The organism is Streptomyces sp. ALI-76-A (assembly GCF_030287445.1).
GTDB lineage: Bacteria > Actinomycetota > Actinomycetes > Streptomycetales > Streptomycetaceae > Streptomyces.
Genome location: NZ_JASVWB010000002.1, coordinates 463815 through 484000 on the forward strand (window position 1 = coordinate 463815; position 20186 = coordinate 484000).

General features: G+C 69.1%; 15 protein-coding genes, 1 tRNA gene and 2 pseudogenes. 8 read left to right on the forward strand and 10 right to left on the reverse strand.

Features of this window, described 5'->3' with window-relative positions:
• Positions 1–25: 25 nt before the first annotated feature.
• From QQS16_RS02775 to QQS16_RS43440, 4 genes and pseudogenes are all read right to left on the reverse strand, one after another.
• Positions 26–478, reverse strand: coding sequence for a hypothetical protein (locus QQS16_RS02775; RefSeq protein ID WP_502963749.1), 453 nt, complete (start codon positions 476–478; stop codon positions 26–28).
• A 333-nt stretch (positions 479–811) separates the two neighbouring features.
• Complete coding sequence (locus QQS16_RS02780; protein ID WP_286060007.1) at positions 812–1651, reverse strand: helix-turn-helix transcriptional regulator; 840 nt, start codon at positions 1649–1651, stop codon at positions 812–814.
• Between the two features lie 486 nt (positions 1652–2137).
• Positions 2138–2887, reverse strand: coding sequence for an SDR family oxidoreductase (locus QQS16_RS02785; protein ID WP_286060008.1), 750 nt, complete (start codon positions 2885–2887; stop codon positions 2138–2140).
• Between the two features lie 195 nt (positions 2888–3082).
• Positions 3083–3295, reverse strand: a pseudogene (locus QQS16_RS43440) (alpha/beta hydrolase fold domain-containing protein); the annotation flags it as partial.
• A 142-nt stretch (positions 3296–3437) separates the two neighbouring features.
• On the opposite strand from QQS16_RS43440, the gene QQS16_RS02790 reads away from it, so the two are divergent.
• Together QQS16_RS02790 and QQS16_RS02795 are read left to right on the forward strand one after the other, a co-directional pair.
• Positions 3438–3725 carry a winged helix DNA-binding protein gene (locus tag QQS16_RS02790; protein WP_353479721.1) on the forward strand — a complete coding sequence of 96 codons (288 nt, stop codon included), beginning with the start codon at positions 3438–3440 and terminating at the stop codon, positions 3723–3725.
• 492 nt (positions 3726–4217) lie between these two features.
• Positions 4218–4586 (forward strand): VOC family protein, encoded by a 369-nt coding sequence (locus tag QQS16_RS02795; protein WP_286060010.1) that lies wholly within the window; start codon positions 4218–4220, stop codon positions 4584–4586.
• Positions 4587–4794: 208 nt separating this feature from the next.
• Here the strand turns inward: QQS16_RS02795 and QQS16_RS02800 are convergent, their stop codons facing one another.
• Complete coding sequence (locus tag QQS16_RS02800; RefSeq protein ID WP_286060011.1) at positions 4795–5682, reverse strand: bile acid:sodium symporter family protein; 888 nt, start codon at positions 5680–5682, stop codon at positions 4795–4797.
• 467 nt (positions 5683–6149) lie between these two features.
• On the opposite strand from QQS16_RS02800, the gene QQS16_RS02805 reads away from it, so the two are divergent.
• Positions 6150–7208 (forward strand): vWA domain-containing protein, encoded by a 1059-nt coding sequence (locus QQS16_RS02805; protein ID WP_286060012.1) that lies wholly within the window; start codon positions 6150–6152, stop codon positions 7206–7208.
• A 73-nt stretch (positions 7209–7281) separates the two neighbouring features.
• On the opposite strand, the gene QQS16_RS02810 is transcribed toward QQS16_RS02805, so the two are convergent.
• Together QQS16_RS02810 and QQS16_RS02815 are read right to left on the reverse strand one after the other, a co-directional pair.
• Complete coding sequence (locus QQS16_RS02810) at positions 7282–7695, reverse strand: MarR family winged helix-turn-helix transcriptional regulator (RefSeq protein ID WP_286060013.1); 414 nt, start codon at positions 7693–7695, stop codon at positions 7282–7284.
• Between the two features lie 23 nt (positions 7696–7718).
• The gene (locus QQS16_RS02815) at positions 7719–8096 is read right to left on the reverse strand and encodes a hypothetical protein (RefSeq protein ID WP_286060014.1); all 378 of its coding nucleotides are present in this window, start codon (positions 8094–8096) and stop codon (positions 7719–7721) included.
• Positions 8097–8247: 151 nt separating this feature from the next.
• Between QQS16_RS02815 and QQS16_RS02820 the strand changes: the two genes are divergently transcribed.
• Positions 8248–8589 carry an STAS domain-containing protein gene (locus tag QQS16_RS02820; RefSeq protein ID WP_286060015.1) on the forward strand — a complete coding sequence of 114 codons (342 nt, stop codon included), beginning with the start codon at positions 8248–8250 and terminating at the stop codon, positions 8587–8589.
• 436 nt (positions 8590–9025) lie between these two features.
• Here QQS16_RS02820 and QQS16_RS02830 read toward each other — a convergent pair whose 3' ends face one another.
• Positions 9026–10477, reverse strand: coding sequence for an FG-GAP and VCBS repeat-containing protein (locus QQS16_RS02830; RefSeq protein WP_286060016.1), 1452 nt, complete (start codon positions 10475–10477; stop codon positions 9026–9028).
• Between the two features lie 402 nt (positions 10478–10879).
• On the opposite strand from QQS16_RS02830, the gene QQS16_RS02835 reads away from it, so the two are divergent.
• On the forward strand, positions 10880–11728 hold the full coding sequence (locus tag QQS16_RS02835; protein ID WP_286060017.1) for an RNA polymerase sigma factor SigF: 849 nt from the start codon (positions 10880–10882) through the stop codon (positions 11726–11728).
• Positions 11729–11771: 43 nt separating this feature from the next.
• On the opposite strand, the pseudogene QQS16_RS02840 reads toward QQS16_RS02835, so the two are convergent.
• Positions 11772–12760 (reverse strand): annotated as a pseudogene (locus QQS16_RS02840) (ArsR/SmtB family transcription factor).
• 939 nt (positions 12761–13699) lie between these two features.
• Between QQS16_RS02840 and QQS16_RS02845 the strand changes: the two are divergent.
• Entirely contained in the window at positions 13700–16744 is a 3045-nt protein-coding gene (locus tag QQS16_RS02845) for a 3-keto-alpha-glucoside-1,2-lyase-like domain-containing protein (RefSeq protein ID WP_286060018.1), read from the forward strand.
• 578 nt (positions 16745–17322) lie between these two features.
• On the opposite strand, the gene QQS16_RS02850 is transcribed toward QQS16_RS02845, so the two are convergent.
• Complete coding sequence (locus QQS16_RS02850; protein ID WP_286060019.1) at positions 17323–17526, reverse strand: cold-shock protein; 204 nt, start codon at positions 17524–17526, stop codon at positions 17323–17325.
• A 1015-nt stretch (positions 17527–18541) separates the two neighbouring features.
• Here QQS16_RS02850 and QQS16_RS02855 point away from each other — a divergent pair.
• Both QQS16_RS02855 and QQS16_RS02860 read left to right on the forward strand, forming a co-directional pair.
• Positions 18542–18625, forward strand: a tRNA-Trp gene (locus QQS16_RS02855).
• A 140-nt stretch (positions 18626–18765) separates the two neighbouring features.
• On the forward strand, positions 18766–20082 hold the full coding sequence (locus QQS16_RS02860) for an outer membrane protein assembly factor BamB family protein (protein ID WP_286060020.1): 1317 nt from the start codon (positions 18766–18768) through the stop codon (positions 20080–20082).
• Positions 20083–20186 lie beyond the last annotated feature (104 nt).

The following is a 20186-nucleotide window of genomic DNA, read 5'->3' on the forward strand; positions in this document are numbered from 1 at the left end:
CCTCTTCCCGGGATGCGATGGGGGATCAGTCGGTGCACGTCGTGCGCTCGGCCGTGACCTCCAGCCGGTACGGCAGCTTCTTGTCGTGGAAGGGCGCGCGGTGCTCCTGGGCGGCCTTCGAGTTGTAGGCGTTGACCGACTCGATCCGTGTGGCCTTCAGCGCGGTGATCGACTGGTCGATCTGCGTCGTGCGAGTCGGCGAGGCGGCCTTCCGCTCCTCCTGGAGCACTTGGATCGTCCCTTCGGCGTTCTGCACGGCCTCGCACAGATCGAAGAACTCCTCGTACGTGGTCCGACGGAACTCGCCCGAGCCGACGGTGTTCTCGCGCTGGTCCGCCTCACCGCGGAACGGGGCGGTGATCCACCCCGCGCCGCCGAAGGCGAACACCCCGATCACGTACAGCACCGCCAGGCCGATGACCCCGCCGACGGCCCAGGCCCCTAGCCGTGCGCCCTCGCGTACCTGCCCCATGACCATCCCCCTTCACAGGCGTTCCGCGGCAGGAAACCACTCTCCGCGAAGGAGGACACAGCGCCCCGGCGAAACGGTTCCGCTCGTACGAGCGTCAGGACATGCCGACGCGGCTCGCCGTCGCGGGCGTACGTCCAGTGGATGCGCACACCGTCCGGACGAGCGGTGGGTGGCTGACGTCACCCATGGACGTCGTCCGCGTTGACCACGCACCACCAGCCCCGACCGGCGGCTGGAGCCATCGCGCGCAGTGGCATGCCGTGGTTCTGCGGAAGTGGGGTCGCTGGACAGTCGACCATCCAGCGACCTTCGGAGGCGGTGATGCCCCGCAGCAGGATGTCAGGGGGTGAGCTGTTGGTGTCCGATGACGGAGAGCAGATCGAGCTTGCTGTGGCTCTCCGTGCCGGGGCGAGTGGTCAGCACCACCAGGGTCTGGGCGCGGTTCTCGGTGAACAGGAGCTGGGCGTCGACGTCGATGCGGCCGAGCTCGGGATGGAGGATGGTCTTGCAGTCGTCGTAGCGTCGGGCGACCTCCTGAAGTTCCCACATGCGGACGAACTCAGGGCTGTGCTTCTGGAGTTCGGCGAGGATGCGGGCGGCTCGGCGGGTGTCGCTGCCGGCTGTCAGTGCGGCCCGCAGGCGTGCTGCCTGGGCGCGGCCGTGGCGTTCGCGACTCTCCTCGGGAACCATCAGACGTTCGGCCGGGTCCATGAACCAGCGGTAGTAGCCGCTACTGGCCAGACCGGTGTGGCGGGTCTGGTCACCGAGCAGCGCGACGGCCAACGGGTTCATCGCGAGGGTCTCGACCAGGTCGGTCTGCACCAGGGCCGGGGAGTCGTCCAGACGGTCCAGGACCCGCAGCAGCGTCGGGCTGACATGTTCGCAGCGGTGGAAGCGGGCCGGGGCGTTGTGGCCGATGAGGACGAAGAGATGGTCGCGTTCGTCCAGGGTCAGCCGCAGCGCCCGGGCGAGCGCGGTGGTGATCTGTACGGAGGGTTGCGGAGCACGCTGCTGCTCCAGCCGGGCGTAGTAGTCGGTGGACATGCCGGCGAGCTGCGCGACCTCCTCACGGCGCAGCCCCTGCGTACGCCTGCGCGGCCCCTCGACCAGCCCGACGTCGCGGGGCCGCAACATCTCCCGGCGGTGGCGCAGGAATTCCGCCAGTTCCCTCTTGTCCATGGCCCCATCCTCACCGCAACCCGCCCGCCTATCCAGAGACAGCCGATCCATGGATGAGCGTCCCCTCCCGCCCGCGCGAAGCCGCTCACACGGCCGCCGTCGAGAACCTCGCAGCGATACGGCCCGATGACCGCTTGACCTGCACGAACCTCGGGAAACGCGCCGACTGTCGGCGGTGCGCCGCAGGCCGTCGGCAGGGAGGGCGGCCTGAGGCGACGCTCCCCGATCGACGGCCCGCGGCAACGCTCGCCGATCGATGACGCCCGGCGCTCCGGCCCGGCCCCGGGGCCCGCCTGGTCGCTCGGCCCGTCCCACACGACGGTCTTCGTCGTGCGACGGGCGCCCTCGGGCCGGTCGGCACTGCGGACGGCGCCGGTCGCCACCAGTCCGACGACCGGCCGGGAAGGTCCCCCCGGCGCGGGGCGATGCCGCAGGCGCTTCCTTGCCGTACGACGTGATCGGTGAGGAATCCCGCAGGCCGGTGGGTCAGAGGCCGCTGAGCATGGCGAGGACGTCGTCGTAGGAGCCGTTGGCCACCGCGTCGCGGAGGAACCTGGCGCGCTCCACGACGAGCTCCTTCGCGTCGGGCTTCTCGCGCAGCAGGTCGAGGGTCTCGGTGAGGAAGTCGTCCAACGGCATGGACTGCTCGTCGTCCTGCTGGTCCAGCAGTGTCGTGCGCACGCCCGGCGGGATCACCTCGATCACCTGGACGCCGGCGTCCGCACCGGCGAGCTGGACGCGCAGGCTCTCGGAGAAGGAGTGCAGCGCGGCTTTGGTCGCGTTGTAGGTTGGGGTGATCGGGAACGGTACGAACGCCAACGACGAGGTGACGTTCATGACGGCCGCGTCGTCCTTGCCCACCAGCAGCGGCAGGACGGCGTACGTCATCCGGATCGTGCCGAGCAGATTGATCATGATCTGATCCTCGGCGACCTGGAGTCCGGACGGGTCGAGGAGGTTCTCGCGCAGCATGATGCCGGCGTTGTTGACCAGGACGTTCAGATCCGGGTGGCTCGCCGCCACGGTCTCGCGGGCCCGGGCGATCGAGTCGGGGTCCGCGACGTCGAGGACGAGCGCGTCGATGCCCGGGTGCTCGGCCGTGATCTCGTCGAGGAGTTCCTTGCGCCGGCCGGCGACGATCACCTTGTTGCCGGCCTCGTGCAGGCGCAGGGCCAGACCGAGGCCGATGCCCGAGGTACCGCCGGTGATCAGAATGGTATTGCCGGTCATCTTCATGGGGGGACTCGCTCCTTGGTTGCGGCGGGCTGGTGAGCACCCGCGGACTCGACCGTAGGGGCGCCCGCGCAGAGGCGGGAGAGGACGGTTCATCCATGAATCGGCGGTCTGTGCCTGGGACGACCCTTCTGATGGAGTGGTCCCAACCGGCGGCTCCGGTGGCGCTTCGGCGTCGCGCACCCGAAAGGGGAGGCGCTACTCCTTCGGGCCGGAGGTTGCCGTGTGCAGACGGCCGCGGATGGCCTGTGCGGCCTCAAGTGCCGCAGTCCGGAAGCGGGTTGCGAGAGCGAAGAAGCTGAGACAGCCGTGGACGAGGTCGGCTTCGCGGCGCAGGACCACCTCCGCGCCCGCCTGCCGTAGTTTTTCCGCGTAGCGCTCACCCTCGTCGCGGAGCGGGTTGAATCCGCCGGTCGCGTGTAGGCAGGCTCGATCGACGCGTCCACCTCACCCAGAAGGGGGGAAAGACGCGGATCGGATCGGTCGGCTGCCTGGGCGTACTGGTCCTCGAACCAGTCGATTTGCCGGTCGGTGAGCAGGAATCCCTCCGGGAATCTCCTACAGCGAACTCGCCCGCCGAGCCGAAGTGACGGCCCAGAGCGCACAGGCCACCGTCCGCCAGCTCGAGGAGCGCGGAGCCGTCGAACGCAGAAGCTTCCCCGGCCGCGGCCACACCGCGGAACTCCACATCACCGACAAGGGGGACGACCTGCTCGAGGCCGGCAAACGCGCCTGTGCGTCAGCGGACAGAGACCTGAGCCTCACCCTCGGCAGCGAGCAACTCACCGTGCTGACCCGCTTCTTGCTGACCGCACTCTCATCGCGCCGGCCAGGTCCATAGCCCGCACGCTCGCTGGGGAACGGAGTCAGCGCCCGCAACGTATGCGAGGCCGGGTGAGCAGACCTGGCGGCCGATGGACGAGATCGGGGCGGCAGTCGGGACGGCGGGGCACGCTGTTCGTTCCGGTTCTTCAGCGCCTGCCCGCCGGCGTGCAGTTGTCGACCTCCAACACCAACACCGGCGGACCGCCTACCCAGCGTGCAGGACCACATCCGTCTGAACGACGGAACGGCTCCGGCCCCCGGCCTCCGGTCGGCAGATGATGCGTCGCCTTCCACGTGGAGGGGCTGGGACGCGGCGCCTGTTCGCTGAATCTCCGCCAGCTTGAGGTGGCCCGGCCGGCGAGGTGGTGTGACCTGGTTTCGGGGGTGCTGGTGTCGGTCGTGGGCGGCAGGCTGGGTTGTGGATCGTCCGGCAAGGTGGTTCTGCCGATGAGTTCAGCGTCCTTGCACGGTCTACCCAGCGATACGACCGTTCGCGTCAGGAGTGCCCATGTCCACCATCCAGCCAGTGATCGTGACTGCCGACCAGGACGTTCTGCTCGGCTTCTACACGACCTTGTTCGGCGCTGAGGAGATCTTCCGGATACCGGCGCAAGGTCCGGCCTTCTACCTCGGCTTGCGCATCGGCGACACCGACCTCGGACTGGTCGCCAAGGCGAACCCGGGGACCGGGGCGGCGTCGCGGATCCTGCTCAGCATCGGAGTCGACGACATCGACGAGACGCTCGGCCGCGTGGAGGCGCTGGGCGGCTCGGTCAGCGGCGGCCCCAACGACATGCCGTGGGGACAGCGCGTCGCCCACATCCAGGACCCGGACGGCAACCCGGTGAACCTCACGCAGCCGATCCCGGTCCGGTGACGCTGCCCCAGGGGCATGGCTGACCGTGGGCCACCTGCGGTGGAGATGACCGCACTGGAGGAACAGCGCCGACACCACGGCCCGCACGATCACCTCATGCTGTCCGTACTCGGGCCGGCCGAGTGCCACACTCGTCCGCCGCTGACCACGGTCATCGGCGGACGAGTGTGCGCTGGGATCGGCGGCTCGGCTGGAAGCGTCGAGTCCCTCAACCGATCGGTTGATCCAGAGTCCTCTCGGCGTCCGAGTGCCGCCGGGTTATCACGTAGCCGAAGACGGTCGCGAGGACGTACATGAGGACCGAGTAGACGGCGCTGGGGATCGCGACCTCGGTGCTGTCCAGAACGCTGAGGGCGATGGTGAGTGCCACGGTCGTGTTGTGGATCCCTACCTCCATGGAGCTCGCTATCGCCTGGCGCTTGTCAAGACGGAGCAGCCGGGCACCGCCGTAGCCGAGGGTGAGGCTCGCGAGGCAGAAGATGCCGGCCACCAGTCCGACCTGCTGCGTGTAGTCGGCCAGATTTTCCCGCTCACCCAGCAGGGCACCGACCGAGACGATGACCAGCACGGCGATGGAGAAGATCCGAACCGGGCGGTCGGCGCGTGCGGCGAAGTCGGCGGAGCGCCGACGGACCGCCATGCCGATTCCGACCGGGATGAGCACGATCGCGATCACCTGCACCACCTTGCCGAGTTGCAGGCCGAGGTCGCCCTGGGCGTCGAAATGGTCGATGGCGAGGTTGGTGACGATCGGGATGGTGATGGCGGCGAGCACCGAGTTGATCGCGGTCAGCGTGATGTTGAGGGCCACGTCTCCGCGGAAGAGGTGGCTGAACAGGTTGGCCGTGGTCCCGCCGGGGGAAGCGGCCAACAGCATCACGCCGACGGCGAGCAAGGGGTCGAGGTCGAACAGTTTCACCAGTCCGAAGGCCACGAGTGGGAGTACCAGCACCTGAAGCACCAGCGCGACGACCACCGCCTTCGGTGTCCGGGTGACCCTCCTGAAGTCATCGGTGGTCAGGGACAGTCCGAGGCCGAACATGATGACCGCCAGGGCGATCGGCAGGCCGGTGGTGATGAGTGCTGAGTCGTTCATCGGTGTCCTTCAGGTCGGGAAGGGGTGAGGACGGCGAGTGCGGTCCGGCTCACGTGATGGGCGCGCGGGTGGCGGGAGTCGCGGCCCGCACGGAGAAGCGTGGAGTACCTGTCATCGTGGGGATGCCGGGCGCGTGGAGACTGCACGCTCGTGGACCTCGCCGGCCGCTTCGACACGTCGCTCCCGTCCAACGCCGACATGTGTCACGGCGTCACACACCTCCCCACCCGGGTGACCTGGCTCGGCCATCGGACCGCACCGAACCGCTGGCCACCACCCTCCAGCCGTGAGTCTGACCCACGGCTGAGCTGATGGGGAGGGGGGGGACCGACAGCGCCTCCCCTCCCCATCAGCCGTCGCAGGACGGAGCGCCCTCGCGGCGATGCTCCTGGCGCGAGACGCCGTTGTCAGTGCCTCGCCCTAAAGTGAAGACGTCACTCGGGGAGCGTCGGAGGGGGAGCAGAAGCGTGTCCGCAAACAGGATCCAGCACAAGGTGAATCACGTCGCGCTGGTAGTGGACTGTTCGGGTTCGATGCGTCCGCACCAGAGTCAACTCATCCGAGTTGTCGACGAGTTCGTGGCGGGGTTGAAGGCAGAGTCGGACAGTCTCGGCCACGAGACCCGGATCAGCCTCTATTCCTTCGACCACAAGGTGGAGAACCTGGTCTGGGACATGGATGTGAAGCATCTGCCGTCCATGCGGGGGCTGTACCGGGTCAACAATGGGGCTACGGCCCTCATCGAGGCTTCTCTGAAGTCCCTGGACGACCTCGGCCACATCTGGGAGGAATACGGCGAGCACAGTTTCCTCCAGATCGTCGTGACGGACGGCGAGGAGAACGCCTCCGGCGGCGACCGGCGGCACGACGGCGACATGGCCATCCTCGGCCCCTGGCTCGACAGGATCACGGCGAAGATGAGTGGGCTTCCGGGCCACTGGACCTCCGCGATCCTCGTTCCGAACTCCCTGGCCAAGCGGACCGCGCAGAACTACGGTTTCCCGGCCGGGAACATCGCCATCTGGGACGCGGATTCCCAGAAGGGCGTCGAGGAGGCGATCGGCACCGTGCGTGCTGCCGCCACCAGCTTCCTCCGTGGGCGAGAGCAGGGAGTGCGCGGCACGAAGAACCTGTTCGCCGTCGGTCAGGACATATCGGTTGACGAGGTGCGGGCGAACCTCGAACCGATTCCGGCCGACAGGTACCGGCTCCTGAAGGTCGACAAGGAGATCGAGATTCGCCCCTTCGTCAACTCCCATCCGGGCGTGACGTACGAACGCGGTTCGTGTTACTACCAGTTGGGTGCCCGGGCCCAGGTTCAGCAGGACAAGGAAGTCATCGTGGTCGAGAAGGACACCGACCGCGCTTATACGGGCGACGCGGCGCGCAGCCTTTTGTTCGGTACGGATGTCCGGGGAACTGTCTCCGTGAAAGCGGGGAACAACCCCAAGTTGGAGGTATACGTACAAAGCCGTTCGGTGAACAGGAAGCTCAAGCCGAATACGCGTCTGCTCATCATGCTCTGAAATTGGAGCGCGAAGAGCGGGGGTGGCTCGGGAGCGGCCTGCCTCCACTGCTCAGGGGTGCGTTGGCGTGGATTCATGCGTCCATCACGTAGGACTGGTCCATCAACTCGGTCATCGCCTGCTGGAAGTCACGGCGCCGCTGCTCACTCCAACCAGCGGTCAGCTGGTCGAAGACCTGCTCCTGCCAACGGTGAGCCTGTTCCAGCAGGGATCGGCCGGCAGGGGTGAGGGACGCTTCGCGTCGTCGTCCATCAACCGGAGACGCCTCCATGACCAGATGACCGGCCGTGGAGGCACTCTTGATCAGCCGCGAGGCTCCGCTCTGGTCGATGCCGATCTCGTGAGCGACCGCGTTCACGGTCGCCGGTACCCCACGTGCAGTCAGAGATCGGACTGCCTCGGTGACCAACACGAGCCGTCCCTGTTCAGCCGCAGCAGGATCACTCACCACGGATCGGCGCGCCCAGTGCCGGACGAAGCCGAACAAGACCTGACCCGGTCCCTGACCACTCATTCGGACGCCGCCATCTCACGGCAGATGTAGGCCAGCTCGAGCGCCGACCTCACAGGCAACCGCAGGGCGGCAGTCACTTTGCCGGCGGTAGCGCGGAAGACGGTCGCCACGCGCGTCGGCGTGTCACTGTCAGGCCAGGTCGCGTCCTCCTCGACAACCATCAGGCGGTCACCGACCGGGTGCCACGACCGCGGGACCAGCTTGATCCCGGAGCGTTCCACCCACTCCGCGAACTGCTCAGGTGTGATCGGACCCGCACCCTTCGGGCCCAGGACGACGATCGGATCCCCGACCGCCCTCGCCGAACGCTGCGGGTCACCCTCATTCACGCTCGCGTGCCACTCGTTGATGACTGTCTCAAGACTCGATTCCATAGCAGCAACTATATGCGAATCGCATACATCGTTGACGTCTCATGCCGTTCGGCACCGAGACCTTCCCGCCCCCTCGGCTGATCACCCGCGCCGCCGCGTGAAGCCTTGGGGTCCCTTTGACGTGCTCCACCCGGGTGTGCAGGCTGTCAGCATGAGCCCGGACGAGAAGGCCGGTCGTCTGCTGGCGTCGATAGCGGCAGCGGGTGACCGGACGACGGTGAAGGCGGCGGGCGAGGTGGACTTCGGCACCTCGCCACTGCTGGCCGAGGTACTGGCCGCTGCTCTCCGGACCGGTGCCGCCCGCGTCGATGTGGAGTTCAGCCAGGTGACGTTCTGCGACTGCTCCGGGCTGAACGTACTGCTCGACGCCCACGCTCAAGCCGCGGACGCAGGCGTCGCCTTGGGCCTGAGTGGTTCCCTCGCACCGGTGGTCGACCGCGTACTGTCCTTGACGCGACTGAAGCCGGTACTGGTGACACGGTCTGCTGCCTGATGAGGCCGACGTCGAGCCGCAGGGCACATCCCATGCACGCGGCAGCGCGCCGAACTGTCCACCCCGGCACTCGCTCGGGCAGCTCAACCCCGGTGCCGCCGGGGCGGCGTCCGGTGGCGTCGCCGCCCGGGTCGTCGGACAGGGCGATGCGGACGGTGCCGCGTTCGCCGGCCGGCCCCCGCTCGGCCTCGAAGCCCTGAGCGACGGCCATGACGATGTCCAGGCCGTGCTGCCCGGCCCGACCCGCGAAGGCGGCGCGGGTTCCGTCCGCGGAGACCGATACCCCTCAGGTCTACGCGTCGACCGACCGGGGGCGGGCAGGACTTGCCCGGTCGCTCGACGTGAAGCCCCCTGCCTGCGGGCTCTGGGCCCGCAGGCAGGGGGCTGGTCGCGGATCGCTCCTCAGCGGTCGCCGCAGGCCCGGCGACCAGTGGGCTCAGCGCGCGAACGGCCCGCCCATCCGCGTGTACGACAGGTTCAGCGACGTCACGGAGTACGACTTCGAGCCCGTCGCCGTGAGGCCCGAGCCGGAGCCCTTCAGCAGATGGACGAGGCCCCACCGGTCCTCGTAACCCAGCTGTTCGTTGGTGTCGATCATGAGGTCGGCCCGGCCGTCGCGGGTGTAGTCGGTGAGCTTGAGGTGGGCGCCGAACTGGTCCTCGGTCTCGGCGGTGCCGGTGATGCCGGAAGTGTCCTGACTGTAGGACTTGGCGCCGGTGCCCGACAGGCCGCCCGCGCGGCCGAGGAGGACAGTGACCATGCCGGCGTTGCGCTTGGCGCCGAGGTCCTCGCCCCGGGCACCGACGGCGAGGTCCGCGTAGCCGTCGCCATTGACGTCGCCGGCCGCGATGGCGGAGCCGAAGAAGTCCCCGTTTTCGGAGGAACCGGGCACCCCCGTGGTGTTCTGGGTGAACCTGACTGGCTTGCGAACTGTGCTGGGACCGTTCGAGCCGCCGTACTGGACGGTGACGTAACCGCGCTCGCCGTCGCCCTGCTCGTAACCGCGACCGATGGCGAGGTCGCCGTAGCCGTCCTTGTCGAAGTCGCCGACGGAGAGGATGTCGCCGCCCTGGTGGCCCCCGTCGTCGGGCACCCGCAGCTCGCCCGCGCGCTGGGTGAACGTACTGCCGCCGCGGTGGAAGAAGGCCCGCAGGTCCGCGTCGCTGGAGGCCTGGAGGTCCGAACCGAGAACGTACAGGTCCGTCGCGGCGTCGGCGGTGACCCGGCCCGCTACCAGGTTGGGCGCCCACAGGTAGCCGTAGGAGCCGCCCAGGAAGCTCCAGCCGCTCTTCCCGCCGGCGCGGGTGAAGGGGCCCTTCAACAGGACCACGCCCACCCGACTGCCGCTGGTGACGGCCAGGTCCTGGTCCCCGTCGCCGTCGAAGTCGCCGGACACCACGTCCTCGCCGAAACGGTCACCCTGGCCCTCGTACTCCTGCGGGGCCGGCGAGTTGAAGACCGTACCCGAGCCGAGACCGTTGGCGCTGCCCCAGATGACGGTCAGCCCGCCACGGAACTGGATGGTGCCGACGTCCTCGCCGGGCGAGGAGACGATCAGGTCGGCGTAGCCGTCGCGGTCGAGGTCGGCCGTGGTGGCGGCGGTTCCCCACCCGTCCTCCGCCTCCACCCCGCCCGGGATGCCCGCCGAGTCCTGGTGGAGGATCTGGACTCGGGTGCCGGGAGCGGACGACGTGCCGTAGACGACGGTGACCCGGCCGTCCTTACCGTGCGAGCCGCCCAGCATGACGACGTCGCGGTAACCGTCGCCGTTGAAGTCGTCGGACAGCTTGGCGGCGGCCGCCGACGCCGTGGGGGCTGTCAGAAGCGGTGTGCAGACCGCTGCCACGAGGGCTACGGCAGCGGCGAGGGCGGTACGTCTGGCGTGCATGGGTCTCCGTTGTCGAGAACGTGATGTGAGCGACCTGCGATCTTGATGTGATCGACTGCGCTCTACGACGTACGCGGCGATCGAATGGTTGTACATACGCTCCAGGGCAGCTCTCGAACAGGGAGAGCCAGGGTTCGCACCGTCAGCGGCCCTCGACGGCCAAGCCGTGCGGGGCCCCCGTCGACGCGGACGACTGCTCGGCCGCGCGCGGCTGTTGCCGGCGCGGAGATACCTCTCCGCCAGGCCTTCGACCGCGATGCGCGGAGCTGCTGCTCGTCGGCGCCGCCGTCGCGGTTTCGAGTCCCGGGGCAGAAGCAGGCGTGAAGGCGTGGGGAAGGGGTAGGCGCGGCCATGGCAAGTCACGATGGGCCGGAGTCGGCATGGCCGACAGGGGAGGGACACATGGTCACGGATACGGCAGCGGCGACGGCGGGCGTGGAGTGTGGCGCACTGCCGGAGGTGGCCGACCCCTCCAAGGTCGCTCCGAAGGACGCGCGTGAGCTCACCCGCCTGTTCTTCCAGCAGCTGGACCGGCTGGAAGAGGGCACGCCGGAGTACCAGTACGCGCGCAACACGCTGATCGAGATGAACGTGTCCCTGGTCCGCTACGCGGCCTCCCGGTTCCGCAGCCGGGACGCGGAGGAGATGGAGGACATCGTCCAGGTCGGCGTGATCGGCCTGATCAAGGCCATCGACCGGTTCGAGCTGTCCCGCGAGGTGGAGTTCACCTCCTTCTCGATCCCCTACATCACGGGCGAGATCAAGCGGTTCTTCCGTGACACCACCTGGGCCGTGCACGTTCCGCGCCGCCTTCAGGAAGCCCGCGTCCAGCTGGCGCGCGCCACCGAGGAACTGAGCAGCCGCCTGGGCCGCACCCCGACCGTGGCGGAACTGGCCCAGCTGATGAACCTGGAGGAGAAGGAGGTCATCGAGGCGCGACTGGCCTCCAACGGCTACCGCTCCTCCTCCCTGGACGCCGCCATCGGCAGCAGCGAGGACGGCGAGACCGCACTGTCCGACTTCATCGGCAACGACGACAGCGCGCTGGAACTGGTGGAGGACTTCCACGCACTCGCCCCGATGATCGCCGACCTCGACGAGCGCTCCCGCAAGATCCTCCACTGGCGGTTCGTGGAGGAACTCACCCAGGCCCAGATCGGCGAACAGCTCGGCGTCTCCCAGATGCACGTCTCCCGACTGCTGTCCCGCACCCTCGCGCAGCTCCGCGAGGGCATGCTCACCACCCACTGACCCACTGACACCGCTGTTCCCGCCGGCCGATGCCGGCAACGGCTCATGATCCCGCGTTTGCCGCCTCAACCACCGCCTCTCCCGTACGGGTTCGCGCGTACAGCACCTGCCGCCCGTACCGGTGGGCACTGACGAGGCCCGCTGTGCGCAGGGCCGTGAGGTGCTGGGAGACGCCGCCGGGAGTGAGGCCGGTACGGCGGGCGAGTTCGGTGGTCGAGACGGGAGCCGTCAGCTCAGCCAGCAGCAGGGCGCGCGAGCGGCCCATCACCCCGGCGAGCGCCTCGCAGACGGGTGTCGGGCGGTTCTGCCACAGGGCGCCGACGCCCCATGGCGGGTAGCGCAGTGAAGGCTGCCACGGCTCGCCCAGTACGGAGAAGATCGCGGCCACACGAAGGCCGACGGCACCAGCCGCAGGTCTCGGCCGTCCAGCGGGCGGGGGCCTCGCACGGTGCGGTGGGACAGGTGCGGGGTTCCGTCCGCCCAGGCGACCTGCGGGTCCAGGTCGGCGAACAGGCGCTGCGCACCGCCGTCCACCAGGCGGCCCGCGCGATAGCGGACATCGCTCTCCAGGAGGGTGAGAATCCTCGGCCAGTACGGGGCGAGAACCAGCTCCCAGTAGGCCTCGATCGCCTCTGCCAGGCGAGCGAGTTCCGCTGCCGGGTTCGCGCGCAGGGCCGCCATGCGCCCGGCCGGCACCGCCGACGTCGTCCTGATCAGCTCCGGCGGGGTGGCCCGCAGGGTCGCGAGTTCCATGGCGAGCGAGGGCAGCGGAGTCGTGGGCGGCGGGCAGAGGAACGACGGGACGCTGCCGGCCCACGGTGACCGGGACAGCACGGGGACCAGGTCGAACAGCACGCCGAGGTCGAGTCCGGCGGACGCGAGCCGTGGCCGGGCCTGATCCGTCCATGTACGGTGCAGGCCCTGCTCGTCGGCGCCCTTGAGCACCCGTACGCTCGCCACCACCTCCCACAGGGGAGACAGCGCGAACCGCGTACGGGCCACGTCCTCCATGCTGAACCCGACCTCGATCATTCAGCTGAGGCTAGATCAATAGGCGCGACCGCGGATCTCCGCGCACGGTACGCGCATGCATCCCCACCCGGAGTCTCCGTGGCGCCTGCGCGGTTTCCGTGCGCTCTTCGCCGCAAGCGCGTTCAGTCATCTCGGCACCAACATCGGCTACGTGGCGATTCCGCTGCTCGCCGTCACCGTCCTGGACGCGGGGCCCGGGCATGCCGAGGCCGACCGGCTCGGGATGGGCTGCGGTTGCCCGTCCGGGGATCGAGGGCGACACCGTCACGCTGGCGTCCACCGAGTCGGCGTTCTGATGCTTGGCACACTTTCCCCTCCAGGCCTGCTGCCCAGCGCCCCCACGCCGGCGACCCCCGCCGACACGCTCCGCGGACCGCGCCCGACGCACCGGGGCACGCGGGCGTCGAGCCGCCCCGCGCTCCGCCAGGCCTGCCCGAAGGTCAGAACAGCCGCCCCTGGCAGTCTTGTCGAGCCGAGCGCGGAGTGGGCCCGCCTGTCCTCGCAGCAGGAGGCGGTTCGTCACCGAACAGCGGAGCCGTACCGCACTCGTCCAGTTCGGCCGGGATCCTTCCGTCCGTCTCCGGGCGTGGCGGCGCGTCACGGTCGAAGTCGTCCGGAGTCATGCACACCCAGTCCCGGCCACCCTGCTCACTCACTCGTCGTCACCGCCTCTCCCCCGGGCCCACTCCCGGAAGGCTTCCCGGGATCAAGTGCTGCCCACCCATGATCAGTTCCACCATCGGGGCGTTACCGAACACCCGCGGGCCGGGCGACGGCCGTGACGGTCCGCCAGGGTGCGTGGACCGACTTTGAACACACTGATGACAAAGTATGGACATGACAAGCAAAAGTCTCTTACCTTTGCGGCGCAACCCGCGCTCCACCCCGTGAAAGACCGGAACGATCCGGCACGGTCCGGTCCCCAGCACAGGAGGACCATTGCGCCAACGACCCTTCCCCCGAGCCCGAAGACACCTCATCGCAGTGCTCACGTCCGCCGTCCTGGCAGGCGGTGTCCTCGCCGCACCGGTGGCGGCAGCCGACCCCGCCCCGACGGCGACCGACCCCGCTGCGACCGCTGCCGCCGACATCCCGCCGCAGGAGCCCGGAGTCACGCTGCGCGTCTACGACCTCCAGGCGCCGCTCAGCAAACTGTGCGCCCTCAAGCCGGGACAGACCCCCAACCACGACAAGCTCATGCCCACCGTCGACTGGTCCACGGCCGCCGACTTCGGCGGATTCGAGGACCGGTTCGTCTCCGAGGCGACCGGCTACCTGATCGCCCCGCGCGAGGGGTCGTACGTGTTCCGTCTCACCAGCGACGACGGCTCCCGGCTGACGCTCGACGGCTCCACGGTGATCGACCACGACGGTCTGCACGGCGCCGAACCGAAGGACGGCACCGTCCACCTCACCGCCGGGTCCCACCCCGTGCGCGTCGACCACTTCGAACGCGACGGCGGGCAGCAGGTTCAGCTGGCCTGGAAACCGCCGGGCGAGACCGAGTTCACCGTCGTGCCCCGCGAGGCACTGAGCACCGACGCCGGTGTGGTCCGGGTGACGGCGCCGGGACGCAAGGAGTGCGAAGCGAGCGGGGACTCCCCCGGCGACGGGCTGCCGCTCACCTCCGTACGCCCCGACCTCGACCTCACCGACCTGCGCCCCGACGGTTTCGAGCCGCAGGTCAGCGGTATGGACTGGCTGCCCGACGGGCGACTGGCCATCAGCACCTGGGGCGGCGGTGACAACGTTGCCGGTGAGGTGTATCTGCTCGGCAACGTCACCGGCCCGACCAGCCGCGACAAGGTCACCGTCACGAAGGTCGCCGAGGGGCTGCGCGAGCCCATGGGGATCAAGTACGTCGACGGTTCCCTGTACGTCTCGCAGAAGCACGAGCTGACCCGGCTGGTCGACAAGGACGGCGACGACGTCACCGACGCGTACCGCACCGTCGCCACGTGGCCCTACGGGGGCAACTTCCACGAGTTCGCGTTCGGTCTGCTCTACCGCGACGGCTACTTCTACGTGAATCTCTCCGTCGCCATCGACCTCGGTGGCGAGACCACCACCCCGCAGCCCGCTCCCGGCCGCGGAACCACGTACAAGATCAGCAAGAGAACCGGCCGGATCAGCCCGGTCGCGGGCGGACTGCGCACACCCAACGGAATCGGGTGGGGCCCGGGCGGCGGCCTGTTCACCACCGACAACCAGGGCGGCTGGCTCCCCTCGTCGAAGCTGGTCCAGATCGAACAGGACCGCTTCTTCAACCACTACACCGAGCCCGCCGGCCCCTTCGAGTCCTCGCCCGTCACCGCACCGGTCCTCTGGCTGCCGCAGAACGAGATCGCCAACTCGCCCTCGACGCCTCTGTACTTGAGGAAAGGTCAGTTCGCGGGCCAGATGCTGATCGGCGACGTCACCTACGGCGGCCTCCAGCGCGCCTACCTGGAGAAGGTCAAGGGCCAGTACCAGGGCGCGGTCTTCCGCTACACCCAGGGCCTGGAAGCCGGCGTCAACCGCCTCACCCTCGGTCCCGACGGCGCGATCTACGCCGGCGGGCTCGGAGCCGACGGCAACTGGGGCCAGGAGGGCAAACTCCGGTTCGGGCTGCAGAAGCTGACACCCAACGGCGGCAACACCTTCGACATCAAGACCATGCGTGCCGTCCCGGGCGGCTTCGACCTGACGTACACCCAGCCGGTCTCCGAGCAGACCGCAGCACAACTCGCCGCGCGCTACCAGGTCCAGCAGTGGCGCTACACCGCGACCACCGACTACGGCGGCCCGAAGATCGCCGAGGAGAGGCTCGCCGTGCGATCGGCGACGCTCTCCGACGACGGTCGCACCGTCCGGCTGCGGGCGGACGGACTCAAGCCCGGCCACGTGGTGCACGTGCGCTCCCCGCGCCCCTTCACCTCGGCGACCGGTGAGGCGCTGTGGAGCACCGAGGCCTGGTACACGCTCAACGCCATGCCCGGGAAGCAGCCCCCGGCCGCCACCCTGTACGAGGCGGAGGAGGCCCGGCTGACCGGCACGGCCGGGATCAACACCGACCACTCCGGCTACTCCGGCAGCGGTTTCGTCGACCGTTACGCCACCGAGGGCAAAGTCGCCACGACGTTCGACGTCACCGTCCCGAAGAGCGGCACGTACGACGTGAACCTGCGGTACTCCAACGGCCCCGACCCGTTCGCCGGCACCAAGTCCCTGTCCGTGTACGCCAATGACAAGAAGGTCCGGCAGACCCGGCTGCCCTCCACCGGGGACTGGGACTCCTGGTCCACTCGGACCGAACCGCTGCCCCTGCGCGCCGGCCGGAACACCCTCTCCTACCGGTTCGATCCCGGCGACACCGGTCACGTCAACCTGGACCTGATCACCGTGCATCCGCGCGCCACGGAGGTGGCGCTCTTCGACGGCACCGCCGACTCGCAGGCCCGGTGGCAGCACACGGACGGGCGGAAGGTGGCCTGGCCGTTGGCGGAGGAGAAGTCGATGGAGGTGTGCTGCGGCGACCTCCGCAGCAAGGACGCCTACCAGGACTTCGCCCTGCATGTGGAGTTCCGTGTCCCTCTGCTGCCGCCGGACGTCACCGGCCAGGACCGGGGAAACAGCGGCATCTTCCTCCAGGACCGCTACGAGCTGCAGATCCTCGACTCGTACGGTGACACCTCACTGGACACCAACGAGGCCGGGGCCATCTACCTGAAGAAGCCGCCCGACACGAACATGGCGACCAGGCCGGAGACCTGGCAGACCTACGACATCGTCTTCCGTGCGGCCCGCTTCGACGACAGCGGCGACAAGACCGCCGACGCCCGGGTGACGGTCGTGTGGAACGGTCGGAAGGTCCACGACGACCTCGTCCTCGACGGTCCCACCGCCTCGGGCCGGTCCGAGACACCGGCGGCGGGAGCGATACGGTTGCAGGACCACGGCAGCAAGGTCCGCTTCCGCAACATCCAGGTACGACCGCTGCGGTGAGCCGTCGCTGACAGGCTGCGGCCCAGGAGGCAGCAGGGGGCTGGCGGCAGCGACCACCAGCCCCCTGTCGGCCACCAGCCCCCTGTCGGCCAGCGCCGCCCTGCTGGCCGGACGCCCCGTCCGCCCGGATGTCCGCACGCTCCTCCCCAGCCCTCCCGGCCGAAGATCCGCGGGCCGGGCCGGCCCTCGGGCGCGGCACGAGGGAGGTGCGCGGACGCGGCCAGTGCCGTTCCTCGACGGGGCCTGCGGCTTCCGCACCACGTCGGTCGGCGTCTCTGCCGGAGAAGTACGGCACGCGGCGAGGCGTCTGCGACTGGCTGTGGATGTGGGCCTTCGACGGCACCTGCGAGCGGGTCTTCAGTCCCACGGCCGTCCCCGGCGGATTGATCACGGAGATGCACCTCGCTGCCGAGAGCCGCCGCCGGCCTCTGGCGATCGCGGTCCCCACAGGCCATCGACGTCATGGCCCGCCTACGCGTCCGCCGCCGGCGAGGATGGCCGCGCATCTCACCGGATGCGGTACGACAGAGGCGGCTGCCCGACCGGGCAACCGCCTCCGTTCACATCACTGGGCCCGGTCAGCCCCGGATGATGTTCTGGGCCTGCGGACCCTTCTGTCCCTGGCCGATGTCGAAGGTCACGTGCTCGCCCTCGGTCAGCTCGCGGTATCCGCTGCCCTGGATCTCGGAGTAGTGCGCAAAGACGTCCGGCCCTCCGCCGTCCTGCTCGATGAAGCCGAAGCCCTTTTCGGCGTTGAACCACTTCACGGTGCCGCTGGCCATACTGGTCAATCCTTCGTTCATTATCGGGAACAGCCCTTCAGCCGGGCATGCTCCGGCTCCCCGCAATCGCGGGAGCCAATAGCCGTTCTACCCCACAACTCGGCGTGCGCCCAGCGGGCGACACAGTCCTTCCCGCACCCGAGCGATCATGCGGCCGTCGGGCCGACGGGTTCCGACAGGACTCCTCCGTGGTGACGAAGCCGATGACCGTGCCCTCGTCACCGGCGACAGCGGCGAAATGGGTACCGTTGGCCCGCATCGCGGTGAGGGCGTCGTCGAGCGGGTGTCGATCCGCACGCGGGTGATGGGGTGCAGGGCGGTGTGGGGAAACAGCCTGTGCCGTTCGGGTACACGGACGGCGTCCTGGAAGTGCGGGTGGCCCGTGATCGTGCCGCCGTGCCACAGGATGGGCCTCCGGGAGTAGCCGGCGCCTGTCGCGGTCCCTCCAGGTACCGACAGCGCGCGGGTCGGCCTCGCCTTCGACCGCGATCGTGTGACCATCACCGTCACCGTCACCGTCGCCGACGACGGACGGGCGGCTCGTACGGCGCCGACCGCGTCCGCGGGACCGAGTGCCTCCACGATGGCGGACCGTTCGCCCGGCTGCGGTCTGATCGGGATGCGTGAACGTGCCACCGCGGTCGGGGGGCACCTCCACGGGCAGGCACCCGGAGGGCGGCTTTCTCGTCTCCACCCAACTGCCCCTCGCACCGATCAAGGACACGACACGGAGCGAGACCGCACAGGCGCAGGCGTCTGTGGACGTGGACCCAGGCAGCGGCGGACGTGGAATGCGGAGAACCTCGCGCGCCGCCCTCCCCGCACGGGCTTGCTCGGGCCATGCTGAACACAGCGAGATCGTCTGCGAGTTGGTGGCGACCGCGACCCACCGAGGGGGCTGGTCCGTGGGGGAGACCGCAGTTCACGCGATCGCCCCAGTTGACGGGCACCCGGGGACTGCCCCATGAAATCCCGTGGAGTTCGAGTGCCGGGCGTGCCAAGCTGACTCCCTCGAAGGGGTGTAGCTCAGAGGCCAGAGCGCCGGTCTCCAAAACCGGATGCCGCAGGTTCGACTCCTGCCACCCTGCCACCCCTGCCACTGGCCACCTCTCCCTGGCCGAGGTCGAGGACCGAGGATTCCGGTTCGGCCCGGCCACAAGGCCGCCGACCCTTTAGGATGCCCCAATGTTCACAGGGGGATTGAGGACTTGGGCCGGGCGGCACGCCATACGGACGACTGTGGTCCTGAGCGCAGGCGTCGTGCTGGCCACGGCACTGACCGGTTGCCAGCAGGACGACCGGGTCGTCGAGAAGGTGACGAAGGCCAGGGGCGCGTACCCGGACAGGGTCGAGCGGCCCTCCCCCGGGTTCCAGGTCGCGCTGACCACGGTACCGCTCGTCGCTGACAACAGGCTTCGGGTACTCGATGCAGAGAACCGGGTGTGGGCCGAGCCGTTGGAGGCTCCGCAGAAGACGCCCGCCTACTGGTCGTACGAGCGTGACGAGACGGTGCTGACCGTGGAGTTGGCCGAACGCGCCGGGCGGGCGCCACTCGCCGTGTCCTTGTGGGCCGACGGCGGGCTGATCGCCGTGGACACGCGGACCGGCACGGTGGCGTGGCGCGCCGAGGTCGGCGGTTCCATCAGTGACCGTTGGTCGGCGTTCGACCGCTACCACTACGACCGGGGCGGCAGGTACGCGGACAGCAGGCTGCGAGTCGTCTCGGGGGACGGCCGTCCGGTGGTGCTGGTCGACGTTTCAGAGGCCGGTCTGATCGCCTTCGACGCCGCCGACGGCGACGAACTGTGGAACGGGGACTGGAAGTGCGACGAGCCCGGCGCCACGAGTACGTCCTGGGTGGCCACCCATGCCGTCGTCGTGGCGGAGGACTGCTACACGGGCGTCCGCCTTCTCGACCCGAGGACCGGCAAGCAGACCGCGGAACTGGACCCGAAGGCCCCAGCGGAATGGCCGCAGGCCGGTGAGAACGGCATCCAGGCTCCCGTCCTCAGCGAGTACGGGTGCGTCCGCGAAGTCTGCGACCTGCTGAAGTTTCAGCTGAGCGGCAGCTCGGGAGGCGTCGAACCGCTGTACTTCTGGATCGACGACAAAGGCAAGGCGGTTCCCCTCGACAAGGATGAGCCCACTCCCGACGCCGAGGGCCTGCCGCCCGAGGTGCAGACCAGCAGCGAGGGGTTCGTGCTGACCGCGACCGACGTGGCCGAACGCACGACGCGCTGGCACGTGGAGACACCGCTCAACACGGCGGGCCTGCGCTCCTTCGGCAACGTGGTCGTCACCTCCGACGTGGTCTGGGTCGACTCGAAGAACTGGAAGGAAAAGGGACCCGCTTTGCTGGCCTACGACCTGGAGAGCGGCAAGCAGACCACCTGCCGGAAACCCCCGGGAAAGGCGATCGAAGACATGGCCGCGGCCGGTGACTACCTCGTGATGAGCGACGTCGACATCGACTCGGAGTCCACCGCGGAGCCCACGTTCGACGTGGACGATCACCCGTTCCTCATGATGTACCCGGAGCGGAAGAGCACCTGCTGAACGGCATCGGCGAGGCATGCGAACAGTGGGGCGAAGCCGAACAGCCGCAGCGTTCCAGCCCCTTGCCGCGACCCTACGCCCGTGCGGTCGCCGCCGACCACGGC